Origin of the sequence: Ferrovibrio terrae, from assembly GCF_943371255.1 — a bacterium.
Classification (GTDB): Bacteria; Pseudomonadota; Alphaproteobacteria; order Ferrovibrionales; family Ferrovibrionaceae; genus Ferrovibrio; species Ferrovibrio terrae_B.
Map to the genome: position 1 here is coordinate 1 of NZ_CALRUC010000023.1, position 25565 is coordinate 25565.

Here is a 25565-nt window from a genome sequence, read left to right on the forward strand (position 1 = left end):
TTGTCGGCGAGCGCCCGGGCGAAGTCGAAATACTGTTCGACCAGCACAATCGCCATGGTGCCCCGGTTGGCCAGCTCGCGGATCACCCGGCCGATATCCTTGATGATGGAGGGCTGGATGCCCTCGGTGGGTTCGTCCAGCAGCAGCAGCCGGGGACGCGTGACCAGGGCCCGCGCAATCGCCAGCTGCTGCTGCTGTCCCCCCGAAAGGTCGCCACCGCGCCGGTTGCGCATCTCATGCAGTACCGGAAACAGCGCGAAAATCTCGTCCTCGATCCGGCGTTCGCCCCGGGGCAGCGGCGCCATGCCGGTTTCCAGGTTCTCGTAGACGGTCAGGCGCGGGAAAATCTCTCGGCCCTGCGGCACCATGGCGATGCCGCGCCGCGCCCGCTCATGCGGTTTCAGTCCGATGATATCCTGGCCTTCCCACATGATCTTGCCCGAGCGCACGCCCTGCAGCCCGACGAGCGCCCGCATCAGCGAGGTCTTGCCGACGCCGTTGCGGCCCAGCACGCAGGTGATCTTGCCCGGCGTGGCGGTGACGCCGACATCGCGCAACGCATGGCTGGCACCGTAATAGAGATTGAGCTTTTCCGCCTGCAGCATGACTCAACGCCCCAAATAGACTTCGATGACGCGCTGGTCGTTCTGCACATGGTCGACCGTGCCTTCCGACAGCACGCTGCCTTCATGCAGCACGGTGACCTTGGCGCCGAGATCACGCACGAATTCCATGTCGTGTTCCACCACCACCAGGGTGCGTTCGCCCTTCAGCGTCAGAATCAGCTCGGCCGTCTGCCTGGTTTCGGCATCGGTCATGCCTGCCACCGGCTCATCCAGCAGGATCAGCTGGGTGTCCTGCACCAGCAGCATGCCGATCTCGAGCCACTGCTTCTGGCCATGGCTGAGCGCGCCGGCCGAATCGCGAATCTTGGTCTCAAGCCCGACCGTGTGCAGCGCCCAGGCGATGCGGTCCAGCGCCTCGGAATTCAGCCGTCCCAGCAGGGTCTTCCAGGCACCACGGGCGGATTTCAGCGCCAGTTCGAAATTCTCGAACACGGTGAGATTCTCGAATACCGTGGGTTTCTGGAATTTACGGCCGATACCCAGATTGGCGATCTCGACCTCGTCGAGCTTGGTGAGGTCGACACGGCCGGCAAACATCACCTCACCCGAGTCAGGCCTGGTCTTGCCGGTGATGATATCCATCATCGTGGTCTTGCCGGCACCATTGGGGCCGATAATGGTACGCAGCTCGCCGGGAGCGACCATCAGCGCGAGATTGTTGATCGCCTTGAAACCATCAAAGGCAACCGACACACCGTCGAGATAGAGCTGGGTGTCGGAGACACGCACCTTATTGACAATCTCCGGCGCCATGCCGGCGGTGGCCGGCTGGATCAGGGGCGAAGGCAGCGGTGTGGCGTGGCGCATCACTCGGCCCCCTTCTCTTTCAAGGGTGTTTTTTCATTCAGCGCATAGGCCTGTTTCTCGGCCCGCCAGGCTTTCCATTGCCCGAGCAGCCCGACAATGCCCTTGGGGAACAGCAGGGTTGAGGCGATGAAGAGCCCGCCAAGCACAAAGAGCCAGAGTTCCGGCGCTGCGCCGGTGAGCCAGGTCTTGACCAGGTTGATCACGACGCCGCCGAGAATGGCGCCATAGAGCGTGCCACGACCGCCGACCGCCACCCAGATGGCGATCTCGATCGAGTTGGCCGGCGAGAATTCGCTCGGATTGATGATACCGACCTGCGGCACATAGAGCGCACCGGCAATGCCGGCCAGCAATGCCGACAGCACGAAGGCGAACAATTTGGCCGCAGTGGGCGAGTAGCCGAGGAAACGCACGCGGCTTTCGGCGTCGCGCACGGCCAGCAGCACGCGGCCGAGCTTGGACTGCACTACGAAGCGGCAGAGCAGGAAGCACAGGCCGAGCACAATCACCGAGACGACATAGAGGCCGATGCGGGTGCTGGGCGCCTGGATCGGGAAGCCGAGGATATCCTTGAAATCGGTCAGGCCGTTATTGCCGCCGAAACCCATGTCATTGCGGAAGAAGGCGAGCAGCAGGGCGAAGGTCATCGCCTGGGTGACGATGGAGATGTAGACGCCGGTGACGCGGCTGCGGAAGGCAAACCAGCCCAGCACCAGCGCCAGCAGGCCCGGCGCCAGCAGCACCATCAGCATGGCAAACGGGAAGCTGTCGAAACCCATCCAGTACCAGGGCAGTTCCTTCCAGTTCAGGAAGACCATGAAATCGGGCAGCACCGGATTACCGTAGACACCGCGCGTGCCGATCTGGCGCATCAGGTACATGCCCATGGCATAGCCGCCAAGTGCGAAGAAGGCGCCATGGCCCAGGCTGAGGATGCCTGCGTAACCCCAGACCAGATCGAGGGCCAGTGCGAGAATGGCGTAGCAGGCATATTTGCCCAGCAGCGGGATCAGGTAATCCGGCACCTGCATCATGCTGCCGCGACCGGGCAGCAGATTGAGCAGCGGTACCACCACAATCAGCACAAAGCCGATAGCGAGGAAGACGGCCCAGCCGCGACGGTCGAGCAGCGGCTTAGGCCTGGCAAGCGTCTGCAGCTGATCAAGCATCTGCAGACCTCCCCTTGGCGGCAAACAACCCGCGCGGCCGTTTCTGGATGAAGAGTATGATGCAGACCAGCACCACCACCTTGCCCAGCACCGCGCCGGCCACCGGCTCGAGGATCTTGTTGACGACACCGAGCGTGAGTGCGCCGACCAGCGTCCCCATCAGGCTGCCGACGCCGCCGAAGACGACGACGAGGAAGCTGTCGACGATGTAGATGGTGCCGAGATTGGGCGACACATTGCCGATCTGGCTGAGCGCCACGCCGGCCATGCCGGCGATGCCGGAGCCCAGCGCGAAGGTCATGGCGTCGACGCGGGCCGTGGGAATACCCATCACCGCGGCCATCTGGCGGTTCTGCGTCACCGCCCGCATATGCAGGCCAAAGCTGGTGCGCTTGAGGATCAGGGCGATCAGGCCGAGTACGGCGAAACAGAAGATGATGATGTAAACGCGGTTCCAGGTCACGGCCAGGCCGCCGGCCACCTCGATGGCGCCGGTCATCCAGCCCGGATTGGCGACTTCCTTGTTGGTGGCACCGAAGATGCTGCGCACCGCCTGCTGCAGGCAGAGACTGACGCCCCAGGTGGCCAGCATGGTTTCCAGCGGCCGGCCGTAAAGGAAGCGGATGATGCCGCGTTCGATGGCGACGCCGACGATGGCCGCGACCAGGAAGGCGACAGGCAAGGCCGCAAGCAGATAGGCGCCGATCCAGCTGGGCGGCAGCAGGGCACGGAAGATTTCCTGCGTCACATAGGCCGAATAGGCACCCAGCATGATCATCTCGCCATGCGCCATGTTGATGACGCCCATGACGCCGAAGGTGATGGCGAGGCCGACGGCGGCCAGCAGCAGCACCGAGCCGAGCGAGATGCCCTGCACGAAATTCTCGGCATAGGAATACAGCGTGATCTTGGTCTGCATCCTGTCGAAGGCCTTGACCAGCGCGGCCTTGACCTCGGTGTCGGTTTCCTGGCTCAGGCGCGCCTGCAGTAGCGAGCGCACGCGCAGTTCGGCGGCGCCGCTGAGCGTCTGGATCGCCAGGATACGCTTGGACTTGTCGGGGTCGCTCAGTTCAGTGGCGGCGATCGACAGCGCCATCACCGATTTGACACCGGCATTCTGTTCCTTCTCGTAAGCTTCGCGCAGCAGCGCGACAGCTTCCGGCGCCGGGTTTTCCAGCAGGGCGGCTGCGGCCGAGCGGCGCACCGCCGCATCGCTGCTGCCCAGGCCGAGACGACCGACCGCCTCGCGCAGCACGTTACGCAGGTTGTTGTTGACGAACAGCGGATCGATCTCGTTGGGCGCGACGATGCCGAGCGGCTCGCCGGTGGCAGCATTGCTGAGCGCCACATCGTTGCCGCTGGCAGCGCCGATCACCAGGGCGCCGTCGCTCTTGCGGGTAAACAGCCGACCGGCCGCCAGTGCCTGGAAGGCCGGCACGGCACGGGCATCGCCCAGCGCGGTGAGCGCGGCGATCGCCTTGGCCTTGTCGGCGAAGCTGTCGGCCTTCAGGCCCTCGATGGCAGTGGCGAAATCGACCGGGCCGCCCTGTGTGTCGGTCGCGGCGGCGCCGAGCAGGGATTTAGCGTCGTCAGGAACGGCGATGGCCTGCAGCTCTTCGGGCTTGAGCATGTCTTCGACATCGCCGGTGACGGCATTGGTGACGACGATCATCTCGCCATCTTTTTCGCCGATCACCACGACATTGTCGGAAATCCGGATGTAGAGGTTGCCTGCGGCGAGTGCGGCGAGCGCGGCCTTGGCCTTGTCGTCGTCGCTCTGGGTCAGCGCAGCGATGGCCGGTTTGGGATCGGCATCGGTCAGGCCGCTCAGGCTGGCAGCCAGATCCTGTGCGGCAGCGGGGCGCACGACCGCCACCAGCGCCAGCATCAGGGCGATCAGCACAATAGGCAGGAAACGTTGCATGTTTTCAGCGACCGCTTGAGCGATTCTTGGGACGATGACGGAACGAATTTTATAGTGTTGGGCGCTCCAAACCCCTTCCCACGCGGCGATGCCGCGAAGGAAGGGGCCGGATGCCATGCGTTACGCTTTACGGGTTAGTTGGCCAGGGCCGCATACTTCGGCTTTTCGCAGTTGCCGCAGACCCACGGGAAGGTCCAGTCGGCCGTCAGCTTGGCGCTTTCCGGGATGTACTTCGACCAGGCATCGGCCTTCACCGGGCCCTTGGTCTGCCAGACGATGTTGAACATGCCGTCCGGACGGATTTCGCCGATCAGCACCGGCTTGGACAGATGGTGATTGGTGTTCATCACGGCGGTGAAGCCCGACGGCGCCTTGACCTTCTGGCCATACATCGCCTGACGCACGGCATCCACATTGGTGGTGCCGGCCTGGGCAACAGCCTGGGCCCACATCTTGAAGCCGATATAGGTGGCTTCCATCGGATCGTTGGTCACGCGCTTCGGATCCTTGATGAAGGTCTTCCACTGCTTGATGAAGCCGTCGTTGACCGGACCCTTGACCGACTGGAAGTAGTTCCAGGCGGCCAGATGGCCGACCAGGTTCTTGGTGTCGATGCCGGCCAGTTCTTCCTCGCCGACCGAGAAGGCGACCACCGGGATATCGGAGGCCTTGATGCCCGCGTTGGCCAGTTCCTTGTAGAACGGCACGTTGGCGTCGCCGTTGATGGTCGACACCACGGCGGTCTTCTTGCCGGCCGAGCCGAACTTCTTGATGTCGGCCACGATCGTCTGCCAGTCGGAATGACCGAACGGCGTGTAGTTGATCATGATGTCTTCCTGCTTGACGCCCTTGGCTTTCAGGAAGGCTTCCAGGATCTTGTTGGTGGTGCGCGGATAGACGTAGTCAGTGCCGGCCAGAACCCAGCGCTTCACTTCGCCGCCATCCTTGCCCATCAGGTATTCCACCGCCGGGATCGCCTGCTGGTTCGGCGCGGCACCGGTGTAGAACACATTCTTCGAGCTTTCCTCGCCCTCATACTGGACGGGGTAGAACAGCATGCTGTTCAGCTCTTCGAAGACCGGCAGAACCGACTTGCGGGACACCGAGGTCCAGCAGCCGAAAACGACCGAAACCTTTTCCTTAGAGATCAGCTCGCGCGCCTTTTCGGCGAACAGCGGCCAGTTGGAAGCCGGATCGACCACCACCGCCTCGACCTTCTTGCCGAGCAGACCACCCTTCTTGTTGATGTCGTCGACCATCATCAGGACGGTGTCCTTCAGGGTCGTCTCCGAGATCGCCATGGTGCCGGACAGCGAATGCAGGACGCCGACCTTGATCGTGTCCTGAGCCTGTGCGCCACCGGCGGCGACGGCGCCCAGCATGGCGCCTGCCGCGGCCATCGTCCGCATAAACTTGCTCATTGGAATTCCTCTCCTGCTTGGGCCATGCCCCCCCGGGCCGGCCATACGCAGATTGGAATGGCAAGGAGTGTGCCAAGCCGCCCATGTCCTTCCGGCATGGGCCAATACCGCGCTTAATTCGCTGATTCCGCGCCGCAATATGACAAGCCTGGTGCTCTGCCACCGCCGCGATTCAAAGCTCCGCGAACGAACAATCACGACGAGCCTTTGCTTATTTTTTAATCATAGGCTCCTGAAAAAAGTGCAACGAGCAAAATACAAGCAGAAATCGGTTTCGGATGACTCAAAGAGAGTCAGAATTTCCACAGCCGGGGCATCGCTGGCTTGCGACCCAGACCGGGACGCAGGGTGGACCACAGCCGGGCGAAAACCCGGCGCAGGCGGGCAGCATCGCTGTCGAGCAGCCGGACCAGCAGCAGGCCGTCGATCACGCTGCCGCCCCAATGACATCCCGGCTCCGCCAGATCGAGGCTGCGCAGGCGATCCCGCGCTGCCGCCGCATCGGGCGCCTGGTAGAGGAGCAGGGCCTGGGCCACTGCCCCGGCAAAGCCGGCCGGATGATCGAGCAGGGCGATGGTTTCGCCATCGAGGCGGGCCGCATCGGTCCAGACCAGACGACCGTCGCGGCGGACCTGCCAGCGGTCGAACAGGCTGCCGCTCGCAAAGCGTTCACCGCGCGCGGTGCGGCCGAACACGGTGATATCGCCGGCGAGCAGCCGCGCATCCTCTGCCACGGTCATGGTCACGCGCCGGTCGAGCCGGGCGCCGTCGAACAGGATCATCTCCTGCGGCAGCCATTCCAGCGCAGCACCAGCCCCGACCGTCAGCGCCAGCTCGATCGTCGCGGCGCCGGCATCAGCCGAGCGGTAGATCTTTTCGGCGGCCTGCGGGGTGCAGAGCGCATCGGCGCCGGCTTCGACGGCCACGGACAGCTGCAGGCGATCGCCACCGGTGAGGCCGCCGGCCGTGGTGATCAGCACCGCCGTCAGCGGCTCACCCGGATCGGGTGCCGGCAGCAGGGCGCGGCAGGGATCAGACTGATAGAGATCGGTCAGCCGTGTGGCTGCGCCATCACCGGCAGCAAAGCGCAGCTGCAGGGCGCCATCGGCCCGCTGCAGCCGGGATGCCGGCGGTGACGTCGTCACAGCAGGTCTTGCTGTCCCGCCAGCATGGGCTGGTCGGTATCGGCGATCATCACCTCGATCTCGTCGGGCTTCACCGGCCAATCGATCCGCAGCGCCGGATCGTTCCAGGCAATGCCGCGCGCCAATTCGGGATTGATGTCAGCGCTGGTCTTGACCAGAATCTGCGTGGCGGCATCCAGGCTGCACCAGCCGACCGCAAAGCCCGGCATGGCATAGAACTGTTCGCTGCCCATATAGCTGATGGTTGCGGTGCCGACCCGGCCGAAAGTGGATGAGCCACGCCGCACATCGACGGCGGCAATGAACAACCGGCCATGCAGCACGCGCAACAGCGTGGCCTGGCTGGCCGGCGCCAGCTGGTAGCGCAGGCCACGCACATTGCCGGCCCGGTCGGCATAGATGATGCGGTCATCAACGAAACGGTCATGCACACCAAGCGCACCGAGCGCGGCTTCATTATAAACGGCGCTGGTCCAGCCCTGCTGGTCCATCACGGTGTCGGGACGGATCAGCAGAAGGCCGGGAACGGCGAGTGGCGAGGCATGAAACATGGCGGACCGGGGATAAAAGGCGGGGCCCGCCATCTTTGAGGGGCCCCGCCAGCAAATCAAGGCATGGCAGGAGTTATCCACCGCCAGCATGGCAAGGATCGGCGTCACACCACCGTCGCATGCCGCTCTATGCAGGTGCGCAGCACGGCATCGGCATCCTTTTTCCACCAGGTCTTGGTGGACATGATCTCGACCTCGCAGAAGCCGTCATAGCCGACGTCTTCCACCATGGCCCGGATCGCCGGGATGTCGATCACGCCATCGCCCATCATGCCGCGATCCAGCAGCAGGTCGGTGGTCGGCACCAGCCAGTCGCAGATATGGAAGGCGAGCACACGCTTGCTGGCCCGCTTGATCTGTGCCGCCAACTGCGGATCCCACCAGACATGATAGACATCGACGGCAACGCCGAGATGACGGTCATGCGCGCCGCTGCCCAGCGCGTCGCAGATATCGAGGGCCTGGGCAAGCGTGTTCACGCAGGCGCGGTCGGCGGCATACATCGGATGCAGCGGTTCGATGGCGAGCGGCACCTTCGCGGCCTTTGCATGCTCCAGCACGGCGGCAATGCCGTCCTGCACCTGGCTCCTGGCCCCAGCAAGGTCACGCGAGCCGGCCGGCATGCCGCCGACGACCAGCACCAGGCATTGGGCGTTCAGAGCTGCCGCATCGTCGATAGCGCGCTTGTTGTCATCAATCGCGGCCTGACGCCCGGCGGCATCGGCGGCGGGGAACATGCCGCCCCGGCACAGGCCGGTGACGGTCAAACCGACATCACGAATATGCTTCGCCGCCTTGGCCGTGGTGTATTCGGCCAGCTTGTCACGCCAGGGCGAAATGCCAGTGATGCCATGGCGGGCACAGCCTTCGATGCATTGCTGCAGCGACCACTGTTCCTTCACCGTGGCGGTGTTGAGCGAGAGCGGGCCAGGCTGCTTCATGCCGCAACTCCGTGCACGGCCATGACGGCTTTCATGCGCGCCGCCGCCTGCTCCGGATTGCCGAGCAGCCCGGCCGCATCGGCGAGGCGGAACAGTTCGGCCAGATGCAGGGCCGAGCGCGTGCTCTGCTGACCGCCGACCATCAGGAAGTGATCCTGGTGGCCGTTCAGATAGGCCATGAAGACCACGCCGGTCTTGTAGAAGCGGGTCGGCGCCTTGAAGATATGGCGCGACAGCGGCACGGTCGGCGCCAGAATATCGTGGAAGGTTGACACGTCGTTCCGCGTCAGCGCGCCGAGCGCGGCCGAGGCCGCCGGAGCGATGGCATCGAAAATACCCAGCAATGCGTCCGAGTAACCTTCGCTGTCGCCGGCGATCAGTTCGGCATAGTTGAAGTCATCACCGGTATACATACGTACGCCTTTCGGCAAACGGCGCCGCATGACGATTTCCTTGTCCTTGTCGAGCAGGGAAATCTTGATGCCATCGACCTTGGCCGCATTGGCATTGATCACGTCGAGGCAGGTCTGCATCGCCACCATGTGATCGGCATTGCCCCAGTAGCCCGCCAGTGCCGGGTCGAACATCTCGCCCAGCCAGTGCATCACCACCGGCTGCTTCACCTGGCTCAAGATGCGGCCGTAGACCTTGATGTAATCGTCCGGCGACTTCGCCACTGCGGTGAGCGCGCGGCTGGCCATCAGGATGATACGGCCGCCGAGCTTTTCTATTGCCGCGCACTGTTCCTCATAGGCGCGGATCACCGTGTCGATGGTGACATCGGGGCCGGGCGCCAGATGGTCGGTGCCGGCACCGGACGCCACCACGGCACCCGGCACGTCCTTTGCCGCATCGAGCGATCGGCGCACCAACTCCAGCGCATCATTCCAATCCAGACCCATGCCGCGCTGGGCAGTGTCCATCGCTTCCGCCACGCCGAAGCCGAGCGACCACAGGTGGCGGCGGAAGGCAATGGTGCGATCCCAGTCGACGGCCGGCTGCAGCCAGGGATCATGCTCGGCCAGCGGATCGGCCACCACATGGGCGGCAGCAAAGGCGATGCGGCTGAATGGCGGTTTGGAAACCGGAAACGCCTTCGGCTGCTTCAGCGTATAGGGCGCCAGTTTGCCGGCGCTGGCAGGGAGATTGAGTGTCGTCATCTCAGGCCTTCAACTCCGGCAGATCGATCCAGCGGCGTTCCTTCCAGCTCTTCAGGCCGGCTTCGGCGAGCTGTACGCCCTTGGCACCTTCCAGCAGCGTCCATTTGAACGGCTCGTTATCGACCAGATGGCGGATATACATCTCCCACTGGGCGCGGAAGCCGTTCGGATAGACCTTGTTCTCCGGCACTTCCTGCCAGGTCTCGAAGAAATTGATGCTCTGCGGAATGTCCGGATTCCATACCGGTTTGGGCGTGGAAACGCGCGGCTGCACGAAGCATTTGTGCAGGCCGGCCACTGCCGAACCCAGTGTGCCATCGACATGGAAGGTGACAAGATCGTCGCGGCGCACGCGAGTGACCCAGGATGAGTTGATCTGCGCGATCACGCCGCCTTCCAGCTCGAAAGTGGCATAGGCGGCATCGTCTGAATCCGCCTTGTAGGGCTTGCCGTTCTCATCCCAGCGCTTGGGAATATGGGTGGCGCCGAGGCAGGACACGCTTTTGACGCCGCCGAACAGATTGTCGAGCACGTAACGCCAGTGGCAGAGCATGTCGAGGATGATGCCGCCACCGTCCTTGACGCGGTAATTCCACGACGGACGCTGGGCCTGCTGCCAGTCGCCCTCGAACACCCAGTAGCCGAACTCGCCGCGCACCGACAGAATCTTGCCGAAGAAGCCGCTGTCGATCAGTACCTTCATCTTTTCCAGGCCGGGCAGGAACAGCTTGTCCTGCACCACGCCGTGCTTCACGCCGTATTTCTTTGCCGCCTTGACCAGATCCATCGCCACGGCCAGCGTTTCGGCCGTCGGCTTCTCGCAATAGATGTCCTTGCCGGCGGCCATCGCCTTTTTCAGCAAGCCGGCGCGCGCCTGGGTGGTGGCGGCATCGAAGAACAGCGTGTCATCCTTGTTCTTCAATGCGGCATCGAGATCATCGGTGTAACGCTCGATGCCATGGGTCTTGGCGAGCTTTGCCACCTTGTCGAGACTGCGCCCGACCAGGATCGGGTCTGGCATCACACGACGGCCGTTTTTCAGCACCACGCCGCCATCCTTGCGGATCGCGCAGATCGAGCGGATCAGGTGCTGGTTCATGCCCATGCGCCCGGTGACGCCGTTCATGATGATGCCGAGACGGATATCCTTGCTCATGGTTTTCTTGTCCTTCTTCACGAATTCAATTGCATGGGGGCGAGATTGCCCCAATCAGGTTCAGCTTCCGCGCCGAAGCCAGTGGCATCCATGACGCTGCGAAGATCGAGGCCGCCGTTGCGAATCTGCAGACGCACACGGTGGCTGTGCGGATCGCGGTGGTAGAGATCGGGATGCGCGGCGAGGAAAGCATTCTGTTCGAGAGCCGAGGCGGCGCCGAAGCCATCGACATAGTGGTGCCCGTTGCGCTCGACATGGGTGAGGCCGAGCGCGGCCACCAGGGCAAGATCCTGTTGCACCGCCAGTCCGGCCTGGCAGGTCAGATCCTCGCCGGTGACAAAGAAGCCGGTAGTCTTTTTCTGGCTGTTCCAATATTGGGCGCGCGCGCCATTCAGGATCGCCCGGTAAACACCCTTACAGGTCTTGGACGAGATGCCGCGATAGCCCAGATCGCGGGCGCGCGGAAACACGTCGTAATCGGCATCCGACTCATCGACGATCAACGGAATTTCGGCCGCCAGCCTGGTCACCGGCTGATCGAGTGCAGCGGCACGCTTGATCGGCTGTTCGATATACAGGATCGAGGCGCAGAGCCGGCGCAGGCGGCTGTCCGCCCGCATTGTCTGCCAGAGCGCGGCAATGCCCTCGACATCGTCATACTGCTCGTTGCCATCGAGGCTGGCCTGATAGGGTTCGGGCGACCGATCGAGCACCGCGGCAATGCCCTGCAAACGGGTCAGGTCTGCCGCGGCATTGCCGCCGACTTTGAGCTTGAACCAGCGATGGCCATATTGCGCAATGGCGCCTTCGAGGCTTTCCGGCAAGCCATCGTTCAGGCGCTTGTCTGGTGCCAGATCAGCCTCGCGCAACGGATCGACCATACCCACCGTGTGACGTGCCGCAATGCGGCGATGCGGCACAAGATCGGCGAGCCAGGCCCCGAGATCAAAACCGGCAAGGTCTGGCACCAGCGGCGCGACCTGGATACCGAACAGGTTTTTGCCAAGGGCTGCCGCGAACGGGATGCTGCGCAGGTGGCAGAGCGCATCAATGACGGCGCGATCCAGCAAGGCCGGACCATAGGATGCCACCAGGGCATTCAGGCCGGTGCGCGCACCCTGCTGCACCAGGGCAGCATGATGGGCGGCGGAATGGCCGAAGGCAGTGCGCGCTGCCGTATCGCCGGCATAGGCCTCCACGGCATGACGCAGGCTGAGCCGCAACTGGGCGAAGTTCTGCTCGTTCGAGAGGGCCGGATCCTTGTCGAACCATTTCGGCACCATCAGCTCGGCGGCCGAACCCCAGGCGTCGCGGCCATCGGGCAGAACGATACGCAGGCGCAGATAGGCCTGCGGCGCCGCCGTCAGCGTCACCACGCCGAAACGAAAAGGCAGCCGCAGCGTGACCGGCCGCTCGAACAGCGCGATATCCTGCAGGCGGAAAGCGGGGGCTTCGGTCATGCCGGCTCCAGCAGGTCGCGCAGGTAGCGGATGGCATGGGCGGCAGCGCCCGGCCCGTCGGGGTCGTAGATAAACGGCTCGACGCCGAGATCGCCGTCATAGCCGCCGCGCTTGAGCGCATCGAGAATCGGCGCGAATGCCATCTCGCCCTGGCCGGGGCCTTTTCTGTTGGGATCATTGACCTGGATATGGGCAATCAGGCCGCTGGGCAGCCAGCGCGCGATCAGTTCGGGCACCGTTTCGGTTTCGGTCAGCCCCGCGGCACTGCAGTCGATCATGGTGCGGAAGGCGTTGCTGGCGATGCCCTCGGCGACGCCGATGGCCTCGCCCACGGTGTTGACGAAATTGGTCTCATGCCGCGACAGCGGCTCCAGGCAATAGAGCACGCCAGCCTTCTCGGCCGCCCGCGCCGCCGCGCGGAAGGCCTCAAGCGCATACCCTTTCGCCGCATGGATATCGCGATCCGGCAGTCGTCGCTGCGCCGGCGAGCCATGCACCAGATACCGACCACCGAGATCGGCGCAGAGATCGCACAACCCCTGCATGGTTTCGCGAGTACGGCGGCGCACGGCCGGATCGGGGTCAGTGAGCGACAGGCCCTTGGGGGTCACCAGCAGCCAGTGCAGTCCGGTCACCACCAGGCCGGCCTCTTCGACGGCACGGCGGATCACGCGGCGTTCAGCAGCACTCAGGGAAAGCGGATCATCCGACAGCGTGAAGGGCGCGATCTCCAGCCCGTCATAACCCAGCTCCGCCGCGAATGCACATTGCGCAGCGAAAGGCAGCGGGCTGAGGACTTCGTTGCAGAGCGAGATGCGCATGGTTCGGTTCAGTCAGTCCAGAAGTAACCAGACAGTTACTTATAATGGCAAAGTGGTCCGGGCGTCAATTCGGCTGTCACGCCATCAGGCGCGGCGGAACGGACGCAGCAGCAGCGCAGTGCCCTGTCCCATCAGTTTGCGGGCAACCGGGATGTTCATCAGCAGGGTGAGCAGCACCAGCATGAACAGGACAAAGGCGATGGGCCGGCCGAAGAACGGCGTCAGGTCCCCATCGGACAGGTTGAGGCCGCGACGCAGGCTCTTGTCCAGCAGATCGCCCAGCACGATACCCAGCACCAGCGGCGCCATCGGATAGTTCAGGTTGCGCAGGATCAGGCCGACCACACCGAAGACCAGCATGACCAGAATATCGAACGGTCGCGAGGCGATGGCATAGGAGCCGACTGCGCAGAGCACGAAGATGACCGGCATGATGAGCGCGCGCGGCACCAGCAGGATCTTGACCAGCAACTTGGTGAGCGTCAGGCCATAAATCAGGATGCCGATCGAGGCAAACAGCATCATGGCGACGACGTCGTAAACAAAGGTCGGATTCTCCACCATGATCAGCGGACCCGGCCGCACGCCATGGATCAGCATGGCCGCCAGCAGTACGGCAGCCGGCGCCGAGCCCGGCACGGCCAACGTCAGCACGGGAATGACGGCGCCGGGCACGCAGGCATTGTCACCGGTTTCGGCGGCCATCAGGCCTTCTACCGAACCCTTGCCGAACTTTGCCTTTTCCTTGCTGGCGCGCCGCGCCGCGGCATAGGAACTCCAGGCGGCAACATCTTCACCGACGCCAGGCACGATGCCGATAAAGGTGCCGATCAGGCCGGAGCGGATGATGGTGCGCCAGTATTGCACCACGTCTTTGATTCTCGGGATCACCGTATCATAGGCGTTGATAATGAATTTCTGCGGCTTGTCCTTCATCACATTCAGCACTTCGGCAAAGCCGAAAACGCCGACCAGGGCCGGAATCAGGGCAATGCCGCCAGAAAGATCATGAACGCCAAAGGTGAAACGGTCATAGGCATACATGCCCTCCTGGCCGATGCTGGCAATGAACAGGCCAATGAAGCCGGCAATCCAGCCCTTCAGCGGATCGGTGCCGGTGAGATTACCCGAGATCACCACGCCGAATACGGCGAGCCAGAAGAATTCATAGGCGCCGAATTTCAGCGCCATCTCGCCCAGCATCGGTGTGAAAAGGGCCAGGAAGAACATGCCGATCCAGGTGCCAAGGATCGAGCCCGAGGTAGCAATGCCCATGGCGCGGCCGGCCAGGCCCTGCTTGGCCAGCGCATACCCATCCAGGCAGGAAGCCGCAGAGGCTGGGGTGCCGGGGATATTCAGCAGGATGGCGCTGCGGCTGCCGCCATAGATCGCGCCGACATAGGTGCAGATCAGGATCAGCAGCGCATCATTGGGCGGCAGCTTGAGCGTCAGCGTGGTCATCAGCGCCACACCCATGGTGGCGGTAAGGCCAGGCAGGGCACCGATGATGAGGCCGACCAGCGAGGCGCCAAGCGCGTAGAGAATGGTTTCCGGGCTGGAGAAGCTCCAGATCGAATGGGCGAAACCGATCAGACCGTCAAACATGGAATTTCGCCCTTACGGCAAGCGGACCAGGAACAATTCTTCGAACACATACTGGATCAGCACACCGGCCAGCAGGCCATGCACCACCGCCACGGCAATGCCGCGCGGCACCTGCGCCTTGGCGCGACGCTCGGCGTATTGAAAGACGATGACGAAGATCGTGATGTAAACCGCAGTCACCAGCCAGAAGGGCAAAGCACTGGCAACGACGATCAAGGCATAAACCAGCGAAAGGCTGAGACTGAAGATCAGGCGCCAGTGCTGTGCCAGCACCAGCGGCTTGCGTTCGCGCTGCCGCAGCGCACCGGCATTGACCGAGCGCACCAGCAGGATGACGCCCATCAGGGCAATGGCGATCCCGAGCAGGCCGGGCACCAGACCGGGCGCGGTGTAGATGCTGGCCTGGAAGCGTTCGAGCCGGTCCATGTTCAGGCTCATCCACAGCATGGCGATGCCAAGGCCGATCCAGATGAAGCTGGACCAGAAATCCGCCCGCGGCGAAACGCTCTCCTCTGCGGCAAGACCCGTGGCCTGACTGTCATCCATGCCATCTACTCCTGAATTAAAATCGGCCGCCCGGCTTCGGTGAAGCCAGGCGGCCGTCGTGGTTTGAAATGCTTACGGCTTCGGAATACCCAGGGTGTCGGGCGAGACCTTGGCCTTGCCGCCTTCCTGCAGAATCCAGGCCGCACCCTGGATCGCCGGGAAAGCGGCCTTCTTGGCCGCTTCGCCATGCTCAGGACCGAAGAGTGCACCCTTCTCGGCCGAATACTTCTTCAGCGCGGCGTTGGTCTTCATCTTCTCGGCCCAGATCTTGTCGAGGGTGGCGGTCACTTCCGCCGGCACGCCCTTGGGCACGAAGATGCCGAAATAATTGGCTTCGGTGCGGAAGCTGGGGATGGTCTTGGTGATCGGCTCGATCGCCGCCATACCCTCGACTTCCAGCGGCTTGTCGGCCAGCACGGCGAGCGCGCGCAGGCGCTTGCCGCGAATCATTTCCACCTGCTCGACGCCGAGCTGGGTGGTGACCTCGGTTTCGCCCGACACGGTGGAGATCACCGCCGGATTGCCGCCATCATAGGTCACGTGCTTGTAGGTAACGCCGGCCGCACGGGCCAAGGCTTCGGAACCGAAATGGCCAGAGGAATTCACACCGGCCGTGGCAATCGTGATCTGGCCCGGCTTCGCCTTCATGGCCGCGATCAGATCGGCCACGGTCTTGTAGGGCGAATTGGCATTGACGCTGACCACCGACTGGTTGGCAACAGTGAGATAGAAGTTCCAGTCCGCCATCTTGGTATCGAGCAGGCCCGACACGGCATAGGTGCCGATATCCTTGGCGGCGCCCGAGGCCCAGGTATAGCCGTCCTTGGTGGCTTCCATGGCGCCCTTGGTGCCGATCGAGCCCGAGGCGCCAGGCTGGTTCACCACGACGATCTTCTGGCCGAGTTCCTTTTCCAGTTCGGCCGCGGTAACGCGGATCACCTGGTCGGTCGAACCGCCGGCGGCCCAGGGCACGATGATGGTGATCGGCTTGGTCGGCTTCCACTGCTGGGCAATGGCGGGCTGGGCGGCGAGGCCCAGGGTGCCCAGCACAAAAGCGGCCACAGCTGTACGAATAGCAAGCTTGCCTTGCATGGCGGTCTCCTCCGTTTATGGATCGTCGCGATCCTTGTTATCCGCTCAGCATTTCCGATGCCGGGCCGACTTGTCAACGAAGAAGTAACTGACCAGTTACGAAATTCGACTTTCGGCCATCGTCACGGCCGCAGGTAACCGAGCACCACCGCGATGGAATGGTCGAGACGCACTTTCTGCTGCTTCGGACTCAGCAGGTTGCGGCCGAAAATGGTCGAGAGCGTGTGGATGTTGGAGAAGTAGAAGAATCCGAGTGCTGCAATGGTGGTGTACAACTCGACCGGATCGACATTCTTGCGGAACACGCCTTCGCGCTGACCGCGCTGCAGCAAATCGGTGATCACCACCAGCAGCGGTGTATACAACTCACGGATTTTCTTCGAGTTCTTGAGAAAACTGGCCTTGTGCAGGTTCTCGGCATTCAGCAGGGCGATGAATTCCGGATTGCGCGAGCAGAATTTGAAATTGAACTCCATCAGGTAGCGCATGCCCTCGACCGGCGACATGCGGGCAACATCGATGGCGTGTTCTTCCTCGCGCATGCGCTCATAGGCGCGCTCCAGCACGGTCAGCCACAGGCCGTCCTTGTTGCCAAAATACTCGTAAATCATGCGCTTGTTGGAACCGGAGCGCGCGGCGATCTCGTCGACTCGCGCGCCGGACAGGCCCTTGGCGGCAAATTCGACCAGCGCGGCATCGAGAATATTGCGGCGCGTCACATCCGGCTGGCGGGTGCGCTTGGGTTCCGGCGTTGGTGTCTTGGATTTCGGCATCAGGCACTCCCTCGCCCAGTCTTGCCGGGCGGCGGGGGGCTACGTCAAGCGGCTGGGCTACCCCACCATCTCGGGCAGGGTGACCAGTTTCACCCCGGCCTGTTCCAGCCCGGCGCGGATATGGCGTGCCATCGAAACCGCACCGGCGCTGTCGCCATGCACGCAGATCGAATCGACATTGCAGGGGATGCGCTTGCCCGAGATCGAGACGATGGCGCGTTCCTGCACCATGCGCAGCACGTTGCGCAGTGCCTCGTCATTGTCATGCACCATGGCATGCGGCTGGCCGCGCGGCACCAGGTTGCCGTCGTCATCGTAATTGCGATCGGCAAACACTTCCTGCGCCACCGGCAGATTGGCCTTGGCCGCTGCCGCCACCATGGCCGAGCCGGCCGGCGCCAGGAAGATCAGATCCTTCGACACGCCGGCAATGCCGCGCGCCAGCGCCAGGGCGAGGTCCATGTCGGTGGCGGCCTTGTTGTTGATGGCACCATGCGGCTTCACATGGGTGACCTTGCCGCCCCTGGTCGCCGCCACGCCCATCAGCGCGCCGATCTGATAGGCCATCAGAGCCTCGACTTCCTTGGTGCTCATGGTCATCGGCCGGCGGCCGAAACCCTGCAGGTCCGGGTAGGAGGGATGCGCCCCGATGGAAACGCCGTTTTTCACGGCCTCGGCCACCGTGGCCTGCATCACGCTCCAGTCGCCGGCATGGAAACCGCAGGCGACATTGGCGGTACCGACCACGGCCAGCATCGCCGCATCGTCGCCCATGGTCCAGGCGCCGAAGCTCTCGCCAAGATCGCTGTTGAGGTTGGTTTTTACGGTCATCGCCAGTCTCCGCGCCAATCAGTAGCCACTGGGCGCGTCCACCGCGCCGCTGATCAGGTTCTGCGTATATAGCGCATTCAAGTCGAGCGTGACATCGGGCATCGCTGTGCGGATGCCCTCGATCAGGCGGCGCAGCGCCTGCTCCTGCGTCCGGCGCGCCATCTCGGCCTCGGCCACGGTGACAGCGGCAAATTGCAGCGTATCGCCGGGTTTCATGCGGCCGACCCGCGGCAGGTCGGCCGAGATCACCGTGGCGATCTTGGTATAGCCGCCGGTGGTCTGGCGGTCGGCCATCAGGATGATCGGCTGGCCGTTGCCCGGCACCTGGATCGAGCCGGTGACGACACCTTCGGAGGCGATATCGGCGCCGCGTATATGCTCGACCACTTCACCTTCAAGGCGGATGCCCATGCGGTCGGCTTCCTTGGTCACCGTGTAGGCGGCCGAAAGGAAGGTCTCGATGCCCCTGGGCGTGAAGCGGTCCTCCTGCGGGCCGAGTACGACGCGGATGGGGCCACTGCCGTAATCGATGGCATCGGCCGTCTCGCGCTCATCAGCCGCGGTGGCTAACGCATTCAGCGGCAGCCGGTCACCTGCTTTCAGGGCACGCCCCTCGAAGCCGCCGAGACCGGAGCGCATGTAGGTCGACAGGCTGCCCATGAAGGGCTGGATCGCGAAACCACCAGCAACCGCCAGATAGGCGATGCCCCCCTCTTCCACTGCCCCCACAGTGAGCCGGTCACCGCGCTTGAGCAGCAGGGAGCGCCAGGGCTTTGCACTGCGCGCCTCGCCGCCATCGGACGGCTGCACGGTCAGCTTTGCCTTGCCGCCCAGTACGACACGTACACCATCGACTGCCGCCACCAGCGTCGGGCCGAGATAGCCGATTTCCAGCGCCGCCATGCCTGCGGGATTGCCCAACACGGCATTGGCGAGACGCAACGCAAGCGGGTCGGTAGCGCCGGCCACCGGCATGCCGAGTGCCTGCGCACCAAAGCGGCCGAGATCCTGCACCGAGGTCATCAGGCCGGGCGCCACGACTTCGAGGAAGCCGGCGCTCATGGCGTCACCTTGAGTACAGCGTAATCGAAATGGCCCTGCTCCACCTGACGCAGCATGGCCGCATAATCATCGGTGGAGATGGCGAAATAGGTGACCTCGTCGCCGGCGGCGAGCAGGATCGGCTCAGTCCGTGCGGCATCGAACAAGCGCAGCGGCGTGCGGCCCAGCAGATGCCAGCCGCCGGGGCTTTCCCAGGGATAAATCGTGGTCATCGATTCGGCGATGGCGACCGAGCCCTGCGGTACCTTGGTGCGCGGCGAACTGCGGCGCGGCAGATGCAGCGCCGCGTCCAGGCCACCCATATAGGCGAGACCCGGCATGAAACCGAGCATGTAGACAAAGAACCGTCCGCTGGTATGGATGCCGACAACCTGGTCCGGCGTCAGCTTGCAGCGCTCGGCGACCTCGCCCAGATCGGGGGCAAACTCGGCGGCATAGCAGACCGGCAGGCGCCAAAGCCGGCCGGCGCGCTGCTGCGGTTTCAACCCGTCCAGCAGGCCGCGCACCTGCGCCTCAAGATCGGCCCGCGCGGTCACCAGCGGATCATACTGCACCAGCAGGGCGCGGAATGACGGGATGGTTTCGACCAGACCCGCCGGTTTCACATCGCCAAGCGCGGCATGCAGTGCCATCACCATGGCATTGACGCCGCGGTCGATGCCATCGCCGAATTCGACGCTGAAGCCGGTATCGCCGAAGGACCGAATCTGGGGATAGATGCTCATACTGCAGTCATAGAATGGCGCCGATCAGGCGACAACCGGCAAAGCCTCGACATCATAGGCATGACTGAGTTTGCGCTTGAGCACCGGGTCTTCCAGTTCCATCTCGAAACGGCTGCCCGCCCGGATGCCGCCAATGGCACCGATCGTGCCGCCGAACATCAGGCTGCCGGGCGGCAAAGTGGCGGTATTGCTGTAGCGCTGCATCAGATCGGCCGGACTGCGCAGGCCGGAGACCGGCCCTTCCTGGTACAGCACACGTTCGCCGTTAATGGTGGCCCAGGCGCGCAGGATCAGGCTGTCCCAATGCGGCAGCACTTCATCATAGCGCCACAGGCCATTGCCCAGCACTTTCGAGCAGAGCTGCTTTGACAGCGCGACACCCATGGACTCGGCCTTGCGATCGGTATGATCGGAACCGACCGTGACCCACAGACCATCGGCCAGCGATACCACCACGGGCTCGACCTCACCCGAGGTATCGGGGCCCAACACCTGCAAGTGCGTGGTCTGTATCAACTGGCCGGTGCCGATGCGGTAGAACAGCGGCACTGAGGAGGGGCGCGGCACACCGATGGCAGCCAGCTCCTCGATGTGATGTTCGATGGCATGGGCATCGCGACCGGCCCAGCCGGCGACGATCAGGGTGTCGATCTGCACGGAAACGCGGTCGCGACGATCCTGCCAGAAGCGGTCGAAGGTCAGCATTTTCTTGAATCCTTTGACTTAACCGAAGGTGGTGGGCAGCCAGAGAGCAATGCCGGGGAAAACCGTCAGCAGGGCAATCAGCAGAATCATTATCACGACAAATGGCGCCGAGCCGACGATCACATCGTTCAATGTGCCATGTTTGCGCAACGACTGCACGACAAACAGATTCAATCCGACAGGCGGGGTAATCAGCGCCATCTCGATCAGGATGATGATGATGATGCCAAACCAGATCGGGTCAAACCCGAGGCCGAACATCACCGGCGCCACGATCGGAATCGTCGTAATCATCATGGACAGCGTTTCCATGAAGCAGCCCAGGATCAGATAGAAAATCACAATCGCCACCAGCATCTGGAATTTCGACAGGCCAAGGCCGGCGATATAGTCGGTGAGCATGGTGGTGAGACCGATCGCCGAGATAATGAAATTGAGGAAATAGGCCGCCACAATGATCAGCATGACCATCGCTGTGGTGCGCATGGTGTTTTCCATCACCTCTTTCAGCATGGCAATGGACAGGCGCCCGTAGGCCGCGGCGAGGCCCAGTGCGGCAACGACCCCGAGCGAGGCGGCCTCGGTGGGAGTTGCCAGGCCGGCATAGATCGAGCCGACCACAACCAGGAAGATGCCGAGCGGCGGCAGCAGGTCGACCAGGCTGGCAAAGCGTTCGCCCCAGCCGACCGAAACCGTCTTGCCACCCCATTCCGGTTTGACCAGGCAGAAACCGGCAACCATTAGCATGAACAGGAAAGCGAGACCGAGACCGGGAATGATACCGGCCAGATACAGCTTCGGGATCGACGTATCGGTCAGCACGGCATAAATGATCATGTTGATCGACGGCGGAATCAGGATGCCCAACGTACCGCCGGCCGCCAGCGTGCCCAGGAACAGGCGCTCGTTATAGCCATGCTTTTTCACCAGCGGCAAAGCCACGGTGCCGACCGTGGCCGCCGTGGCGACGGAAGAGCCCGAGGTGGCGGCAAAAATCGCGCAGGCCCCGATATTGGAATGCATCAGGCCGCCCGGAATCCATGACAGCCACTTCACCATGGCGCCATACATCCGCTCGGCAACGCCCGCCCGCAGCAGGATTTCACCCAGCAGGATGAACATCGGGATGGAAACCAGCAGAAAGTCTTTCGACGACGACCATGCCACTTCGCCCAAGGCCAGGCTGAGCGGCATCTTGGAATAAATCTTATCGAGCAGCAGGCCGAGCATGCCAAGCGCGCCGGCAACCGGCAGGGCCGCGGCCAGCAGTGCGAGCAGGAGGAAAAGCGTTGTGCCAAGCATGGGATCAGTCCTGCGGCTTGAGGCTGGCGGCCGGTTTGATATTGGCCGTGTGGGCGGCTTCGTCGGCGGCGTCTTCTTCAATCGTGCGGGCGCCGGCCAGGCTGCGCACCTTGGCCAGATCACCGCCCAGCAGCGCAAACAGGCTGCGCAGCAGCAGCGGCGTGATGGTGAAAAGGAACAGCACCAAGCCAACCAGCCACAGCGATTGCGGAATCCACAGTGGAGTCTGCAACGGCGTGGTAGCCCGTGCCATGAAGTCCAGCGACGTGCCGAGCACATCCCAGGCCTGCCAGGTCAGTAGCGCCAGAAAGCCGCCCAGGGCGACGAGGGCGAGAATATCGAGGATGGCGCAGATCACGCGCGGCAGATGAATATAGAGTGCATCGACGCGCACATTGGCACGACGCAGCAGTGTAAAGGCCAGGGCCCAGGTGGTGCCGATGGCGAAGGCATAGCCGGACAGTTCATCCGCGCCGCCGAGCGAAACCAGCAGCAGCTTGCGCAGGATAACGTCGACGGAAACCAGAATGGCCGAGGCCAGTACCAGCGTGCCGCCGATCCAGATGGCATAACGGGACAGGCGATCGGCAAAGCCGAGCCAGCGATCGAGCAGCAGGATCATTGGAATACCCCGGATAGTGATGAGCGGGACCGTGCAGAGCACGGTCCCGCCCATGGGTGAGACGTGGATCAGTTGGCTTTGGCGGTGATGCCGACGATCTTGCCGATGCTGTCGTTCCAGGCCGGCACGCAGTCACCAGCGCAACGGGCAGCCCATTTCGGCACGACGGTTTCGGTCATCGCCTTCTTCAGCAGCACCTTGTCAGCCTCGGTAACCGGCACAACGGTCATCTTTGCCTTGGTGCCCATGGTGCAATTGTCCTTGCCGGCATTGCAGTCATAGCCCTGCTGGGTTTCCTCGGCAGCCGCCTTCCAGATGCGGTCTTCCAGACCCTTGATCTCGGCCTGCAGGAAGGTGCGCACCTTCGGGTCGAGCTTATCCCAGGTCTTGATGTTGACCGCATGCATCACATGGCTCCAGCCGAGCGGCAGGGCATAGATATGGGTTGAAACTTCGTTCCACTTGGCAGAGTTGCCCGACAGGGTGCCGGTGATGGCGCAGTCGACCACCTTGTTCTGCAGGGCAGGCACGACCTCGTTGAAGGCCAGCGTCACACCGGTGCCGCCGAAGGCCTCGACGAATTCAGCCAGCGTGCGGTTGCCGGTGCGCACCTTCTTGCCCTTCAGATCGGACAGACCCTTGATCTCGCCGTTGCAGAACAACACCTGGGCCGAATAGGGCCAGATGCCAAGCACCTGCACGCCGAAGCGCTCGCGGTAGAACTTATCATAGACCGGCTTGTAGGCATCCGACACCTTGCGGGCGGTTTCCACATCCGGCGCCAGACCGGCGAGATCGACCGCCTCGTTACGGGCATCATCGGCGGCGACATAGCCGAGCACGGTGGAACCGAAATCGATCACGCCAAGACGCATCAGGCGGAAGATTTCGGCGCCCTTGAGGCCCATTTCGTTGAACGGGGTGATCTCGGCGGTGACCGCGCCCTTGGACTTCTCGGTAATTTCCTTGGTCCAGAACGGCTGCTCGTAGCTCTTGTACTGGGTCAGGTTGCCCCAGGCGCCAACCACTTTCAGCGGCGTCTTCGGCATATCCTGCGCGACCGCCGAACCCAGCAGGCCGACAGCAACAGCGCCTGCGACTGCAAGCGTCTTCATCATGGACTTCATCTCTTCCCCTCCGTTATGGAATTACAGAATTGCTAGACGACTGTTCTTCAGATCGGTCACCAGCATGTGCCCAGGCGCATGGGTGATGCAGAAATCCGGTTTGACGGTGGCGATCACCGACTGGGGCGTGACACCGCAGGCCCAGAAGACCGGCAGTTCATCGGCCTTCACCTCGACCGGATCGCCGTAATCAGGCTTGGCGATATCCTTGATACCGATCAGCTCCGGCTTGCCCAGATGCACCGGCGCGCCATGCACGGCCGGGAAGCGCGAGGTGATCTGCACGGCACGGATCGCATCGGCCGGCTTCAATGGCCGCATGGAGACGACCAGCGGCCCATGGAAGGGGCCGGCCGGCGTGGTCTCGATATTGGTGCGATACATCGGCACATTGGTGCCGGCAGCTATGTGGCGCAGCGGGATGCCGTCCTCGAGCAGCGCTTCCTCGAAAGAAAACGAGCAGCCAATCAGGAAGGCCACCAGATCATCGCGCCACACCGCTTTCAGGTCGGGCACTTCCTCGACCAACTTGCCATCGCGCCAGACGCGGTAAAGCGGCAGGTCGGTGCGGATGTCGAGATCCTCGCCCAGGCTGGGCAGGCGCGGATCGCCGGGCTCGCTGGCGGCCAGCAGCGGACAGGGCTTTGGGTTGAACTGGCAGAAGCGGAAGAAATCGTCAGCCAGCGCCTTGGGCAGGATGGCAAGGTTGCCCTGCACAAAACCGGGCGCAATCCCGGCGGTGGGGCCGCGATGGTCGCCGCGCCGGATGGCCTGCCGGGCCGCGCGGCCGCTGGCATACATGGTTCCCGAAGCAATCGCGTTCATACCGCCCTCCTGTCTGCCGGCCATGGCATCATGACGGGAGTGTGACTGTCCAATCGCGAGTTCCGATGGGAACCTATAAGAAATTCTTATCGGTTATTTTTCAGGCCTTCGCCGCTTTTATTGGCGGCGTTCGCGGCGCTTGGCTTCCGCCGCCGCCATCTCGCGGGCAATCTCGGTCACCGCTTCTGCCAGATAACTGTCGGGTTTGACGGGATAGCAGGCATGGAAGTTGAGATCGGGCAGATTCTGTTCGGCATTGACAAGACGCAGGCGCTTTTCACTCAGTTCACGACGGATCACCAGCGGCGGAATCGCCGAGATGCCGATGGCATCCAGTGTCATGCGCACAATGGTGGAGAGCGAGGCATTGCCATACATCCGCAGCGCGGGCATGTCATGCCGCGTCATCATTTCACGGATCGTGATATAGGGCCGCGTGTTGCGCGGATAGGTGATGATCGGCCAGCGCGCCAGCGTGGACAGCGGCACCGGATCGCCGCCCAGATCGAGGGTCGGACTGGCGACCCAGGCCAGCGGATAGCTCGATAAAGCCACGTTTTTCATGCGCGGTTCGCTGATTGGCCCCAAGACGAAAGCAATATCGAGCTGGTGAGACAACAGCCGCTCGCGCAGCAGCGGCGAGGTATCCACCTCGATCTCCAGGGTCAGCGCCGGATACACGCCATGCATGCGTTCGATCAGCTTTGACAGCCAGGTGTGCACGATGGTCTCGGCCACACCGAGCCGCACGATGCCGCGCATCGCTTTCTTCTCCCGTGCTGCATGCAGCAGGTCGGCGCGCAACTGCAGCATGCGCTCGGCATAGGGTAGCAGCTCATTGCCTTTCGACGTGAGCGCGATGCCCCGCGGCTCGCGGTCGAACAGTTTCACACCCAGTTCGGATTCGAGCAGGGCGATGCGCTGGGAGACGGCCGGCTGTGTGGCGTTGAGTTTGTCGGCAGCGGCACGGAAGCCGCCGAGATGGGCAACCCAGACGAAGGTTTCGAGATTGCGCAGATCAGCCATGGCCACAAACTCCGTATTTTTCGCCAGACTATAAGCCCCGCTTATCGGTCCCCGGCAAGCCGGAATGACCCGTCCAACCTGCAAATCGCGGGCGATTGCATCATTATTGAAACGTTCGTTTCATATGTATTTTATAAGAATCA

25 protein-coding genes are annotated in these 25565 nt (G+C 63.0%); all 25 read right to left on the reverse strand.

Annotated features, from left to right (window positions below; all coding sequences use genetic code 11):
* On the reverse strand, positions 1-605 hold a 605-nt coding region (urtE, locus tag AAG799_RS07435), incomplete at its 3' end, for an urea ABC transporter ATP-binding subunit UrtE (RefSeq protein WP_341895179.1).
* A 3-nt stretch (positions 606-608) separates the two neighbouring features.
* Complete coding sequence (gene urtD, locus AAG799_RS07440) at positions 609-1379, reverse strand: urea ABC transporter ATP-binding protein UrtD (protein WP_341895216.1); 771 nt, start codon at positions 1377-1379, stop codon at positions 609-611.
* 53 nt (positions 1380-1432) lie between these two features.
* Positions 1433-2602, reverse strand: coding sequence for an urea ABC transporter permease subunit UrtC (gene urtC / locus AAG799_RS07445; RefSeq protein WP_341895180.1), 1170 nt, complete (start codon positions 2600-2602; stop codon positions 1433-1435).
* Positions 2595-4526 (reverse strand): urea ABC transporter permease subunit UrtB, encoded by a 1932-nt coding sequence (gene urtB / locus AAG799_RS07450; RefSeq protein WP_341895181.1) that lies wholly within the window; start codon positions 4524-4526, stop codon positions 2595-2597. The genes urtC and urtB overlap by 8 nt, the downstream gene beginning before the upstream one ends.
* A gap of 134 nt (positions 4527-4660) precedes the next feature.
* On the reverse strand, positions 4661-5947 hold the full coding sequence (gene urtA / locus AAG799_RS07455; protein WP_341895182.1) for an urea ABC transporter substrate-binding protein: 1287 nt from the start codon (positions 5945-5947) through the stop codon (positions 4661-4663).
* A gap of 293 nt (positions 5948-6240) precedes the next feature.
* Complete coding sequence (locus AAG799_RS07460; protein WP_341895183.1) at positions 6241-7092, reverse strand: urease accessory protein UreD; 852 nt, start codon at positions 7090-7092, stop codon at positions 6241-6243.
* The gene (locus AAG799_RS07465; RefSeq protein ID WP_341895184.1) at positions 7089-7643 is read right to left on the reverse strand and encodes a dTDP-4-dehydrorhamnose 3,5-epimerase family protein; all 555 of its coding nucleotides are present in this window, start codon (positions 7641-7643) and stop codon (positions 7089-7091) included. Before AAG799_RS07465 ends, AAG799_RS07460 begins: the two co-directional genes overlap by 4 nt.
* Positions 7644-7747: 104 nt before the next feature.
* Positions 7748-8584, reverse strand: a complete 837-nt coding sequence (locus AAG799_RS07470) for a sugar phosphate isomerase/epimerase (protein WP_341895185.1) — start codon at positions 8582-8584, stop codon at positions 7748-7750.
* Positions 8581-9744: a dihydrodipicolinate synthase family protein gene (locus AAG799_RS07475; RefSeq protein ID WP_341895186.1), complete on the reverse strand. Its 1164-nt coding sequence runs from the start codon at positions 9742-9744 to the stop codon at positions 8581-8583. The genes AAG799_RS07470 and AAG799_RS07475 overlap by 4 nt, the downstream gene beginning before the upstream one ends.
* 1 nt (position 9745) lies before the next feature.
* Positions 9746-10900 (reverse strand): Gfo/Idh/MocA family oxidoreductase, encoded by a 1155-nt coding sequence (locus AAG799_RS07480; protein ID WP_341895187.1) that lies wholly within the window; start codon positions 10898-10900, stop codon positions 9746-9748.
* 17 nt (positions 10901-10917) lie between these two features.
* Positions 10918-12360 carry a mandelate racemase gene (locus AAG799_RS07485; RefSeq protein WP_341895188.1) on the reverse strand — a complete coding sequence of 481 codons (1443 nt, stop codon included), beginning with the start codon at positions 12358-12360 and terminating at the stop codon, positions 10918-10920.
* A complete protein-coding gene (locus tag AAG799_RS07490) occupies positions 12357-13181 on the reverse strand; it encodes a sugar phosphate isomerase/epimerase family protein (RefSeq protein ID WP_341895189.1) in 825 nt (274 codons plus the stop codon). The genes AAG799_RS07485 and AAG799_RS07490 overlap by 4 nt, the downstream gene beginning before the upstream one ends.
* Before the next feature lie 84 nt (positions 13182-13265).
* Positions 13266-14786: a tripartite tricarboxylate transporter permease gene (locus tag AAG799_RS07495; protein ID WP_341895190.1), complete on the reverse strand. Its 1521-nt coding sequence runs from the start codon at positions 14784-14786 to the stop codon at positions 13266-13268.
* A gap of 12 nt (positions 14787-14798) precedes the next feature.
* A complete protein-coding gene (locus AAG799_RS07500; protein ID WP_341895191.1) occupies positions 14799-15332 on the reverse strand; it encodes a tripartite tricarboxylate transporter TctB family protein in 534 nt (177 codons plus the stop codon).
* A 72-nt stretch (positions 15333-15404) separates the two neighbouring features.
* On the reverse strand, positions 15405-16424 hold the full coding sequence (locus AAG799_RS07505; RefSeq protein WP_341895192.1) for a tripartite tricarboxylate transporter substrate binding protein: 1020 nt from the start codon (positions 16422-16424) through the stop codon (positions 15405-15407).
* A 122-nt stretch (positions 16425-16546) separates the two neighbouring features.
* Positions 16547-17197, reverse strand: coding sequence for a TetR/AcrR family transcriptional regulator (locus tag AAG799_RS07510; RefSeq protein WP_341895193.1), 651 nt, complete (start codon positions 17195-17197; stop codon positions 16547-16549).
* Between the two features lie 57 nt (positions 17198-17254).
* The gene (locus AAG799_RS07515) at positions 17255-18028 is read right to left on the reverse strand and encodes a 5-oxoprolinase subunit PxpA (protein ID WP_341895194.1); all 774 of its coding nucleotides are present in this window, start codon (positions 18026-18028) and stop codon (positions 17255-17257) included.
* A gap of 18 nt (positions 18029-18046) precedes the next feature.
* Positions 18047-19090: a biotin-dependent carboxyltransferase family protein gene (locus AAG799_RS07520; protein ID WP_341895195.1), complete on the reverse strand. Its 1044-nt coding sequence runs from the start codon at positions 19088-19090 to the stop codon at positions 18047-18049.
* A complete protein-coding gene (pxpB, locus tag AAG799_RS07525; protein WP_341895196.1) occupies positions 19087-19815 on the reverse strand; it encodes a 5-oxoprolinase subunit PxpB in 729 nt (242 codons plus the stop codon). Before pxpB ends, AAG799_RS07520 begins: the two co-directional genes overlap by 4 nt.
* A 24-nt stretch (positions 19816-19839) precedes the next feature.
* Positions 19840-20520 carry a DUF2848 domain-containing protein gene (locus AAG799_RS07530; protein ID WP_341895197.1) on the reverse strand — a complete coding sequence of 227 codons (681 nt, stop codon included), beginning with the start codon at positions 20518-20520 and terminating at the stop codon, positions 19840-19842.
* 18 nt (positions 20521-20538) lie between these two features.
* Entirely contained in the window at positions 20539-21822 is a 1284-nt protein-coding gene (locus AAG799_RS07535; protein WP_341895198.1) for a TRAP transporter large permease, read from the reverse strand.
* Between the two features lie 4 nt (positions 21823-21826).
* Complete coding sequence (locus AAG799_RS07540; protein WP_341895199.1) at positions 21827-22444, reverse strand: TRAP transporter small permease; 618 nt, start codon at positions 22442-22444, stop codon at positions 21827-21829.
* 68 nt (positions 22445-22512) lie between these two features.
* Positions 22513-23562, reverse strand: a complete 1050-nt coding sequence (locus tag AAG799_RS07545; RefSeq protein WP_341895200.1) for a TRAP transporter substrate-binding protein — start codon at positions 23560-23562, stop codon at positions 22513-22515.
* A 30-nt stretch (positions 23563-23592) separates the two neighbouring features.
* On the reverse strand, positions 23593-24396 hold the full coding sequence (locus tag AAG799_RS07550) for a putative hydro-lyase (protein ID WP_341895201.1): 804 nt from the start codon (positions 24394-24396) through the stop codon (positions 23593-23595).
* A gap of 117 nt (positions 24397-24513) precedes the next feature.
* Positions 24514-25422: a LysR family transcriptional regulator gene (locus AAG799_RS07555; protein ID WP_341895202.1), complete on the reverse strand. Its 909-nt coding sequence runs from the start codon at positions 25420-25422 to the stop codon at positions 24514-24516.
* Positions 25423-25565 lie beyond the last annotated feature (143 nt).

What these genes read in the sequence shown, in the direction of transcription:
- urtC (WP_341895180.1), bottom strand. Translation starts at nt 2,602, where the DNA reads ATGCTTGATCAGCTGCAGACGCTTGCCAGGCCTAAGCCGCTGCTCGAC.
- AAG799_RS07465 (WP_341895184.1), bottom strand. Translation starts at nt 7,643, where the DNA reads ATGTTTCATGCCTCGCCACTCGCCGTTCCCGGCCTTCTGCTGATCCGT.
- AAG799_RS07555 (WP_341895202.1), bottom strand. Translation starts at nt 25,422, where the DNA reads ATGGCTGATCTGCGCAATCTCGAAACCTTCGTCTGGGTTGCCCATCTC.
- AAG799_RS07535 (WP_341895198.1), bottom strand. Translation starts at nt 21,822, where the DNA reads ATGCTTGGCACAACGCTTTTCCTCCTGCTCGCACTGCTGGCCGCGGCC.
- urtB (WP_341895181.1), bottom strand. Translation starts at nt 4,526, where the DNA reads ATGCAACGTTTCCTGCCTATTGTGCTGATCGCCCTGATGCTGGCGCTG.
- urtA (WP_341895182.1), bottom strand. Translation starts at nt 5,947, where the DNA reads ATGAGCAAGTTTATGCGGACGATGGCCGCGGCAGGCGCCATGCTGGGC.
- AAG799_RS07470 (WP_341895185.1), bottom strand. Translation starts at nt 8,584, where the DNA reads ATGAAGCAGCCTGGCCCGCTCTCGCTCAACACCGCCACGGTGAAGGAA.
- AAG799_RS07540 (WP_341895199.1), bottom strand. Translation starts at nt 22,444, where the DNA reads ATGATCCTGCTGCTCGATCGCTGGCTCGGCTTTGCCGATCGCCTGTCC.
- AAG799_RS07485 (WP_341895188.1), bottom strand. Translation starts at nt 12,360, where the DNA reads ATGACCGAAGCCCCCGCTTTCCGCCTGCAGGATATCGCGCTGTTCGAG.
- AAG799_RS07520 (WP_341895195.1), bottom strand. Translation starts at nt 19,090, where the DNA reads ATGAGCGCCGGCTTCCTCGAAGTCGTGGCGCCCGGCCTGATGACCTCG.
- AAG799_RS07480 (WP_341895187.1), bottom strand. Translation starts at nt 10,900, where the DNA reads ATGAGCAAGGATATCCGTCTCGGCATCATCATGAACGGCGTCACCGGG.
- AAG799_RS07545 (WP_341895200.1), bottom strand. Translation starts at nt 23,562, where the DNA reads ATGATGAAGACGCTTGCAGTCGCAGGCGCTGTTGCTGTCGGCCTGCTG.
- AAG799_RS07510 (WP_341895193.1), bottom strand. Translation starts at nt 17,197, where the DNA reads ATGCCGAAATCCAAGACACCAACGCCGGAACCCAAGCGCACCCGCCAG.
- AAG799_RS07500 (WP_341895191.1), bottom strand. Translation starts at nt 15,332, where the DNA reads ATGGATGACAGTCAGGCCACGGGTCTTGCCGCAGAGGAGAGCGTTTCG.
- urtD (WP_341895216.1), bottom strand. Translation starts at nt 1,379, where the DNA reads ATGGCGCCGGAGATTGTCAATAAGGTGCGTGTCTCCGACACCCAGCTC.
- AAG799_RS07530 (WP_341895197.1), bottom strand. Translation starts at nt 20,520, where the DNA reads ATGCTGACCTTCGACCGCTTCTGGCAGGATCGTCGCGACCGCGTTTCC.
- pxpB (WP_341895196.1), bottom strand. Translation starts at nt 19,815, where the DNA reads ATGAGCATCTATCCCCAGATTCGGTCCTTCGGCGATACCGGCTTCAGC.
- AAG799_RS07495 (WP_341895190.1), bottom strand. Translation starts at nt 14,786, where the DNA reads ATGTTTGACGGTCTGATCGGTTTCGCCCATTCGATCTGGAGCTTCTCC.
- AAG799_RS07505 (WP_341895192.1), bottom strand. Translation starts at nt 16,424, where the DNA reads ATGCAAGGCAAGCTTGCTATTCGTACAGCTGTGGCCGCTTTTGTGCTG.
- AAG799_RS07515 (WP_341895194.1), bottom strand. Translation starts at nt 18,028, where the DNA reads ATGACCGTAAAAACCAACCTCAACAGCGATCTTGGCGAGAGCTTCGGC.
- AAG799_RS07475 (WP_341895186.1), bottom strand. Translation starts at nt 9,744, where the DNA reads ATGACGACACTCAATCTCCCTGCCAGCGCCGGCAAACTGGCGCCCTAT.
- AAG799_RS07490 (WP_341895189.1), bottom strand. Translation starts at nt 13,181, where the DNA reads ATGCGCATCTCGCTCTGCAACGAAGTCCTCAGCCCGCTGCCTTTCGCT.
- AAG799_RS07550 (WP_341895201.1), bottom strand. Translation starts at nt 24,396, where the DNA reads ATGAACGCGATTGCTTCGGGAACCATGTATGCCAGCGGCCGCGCGGCC.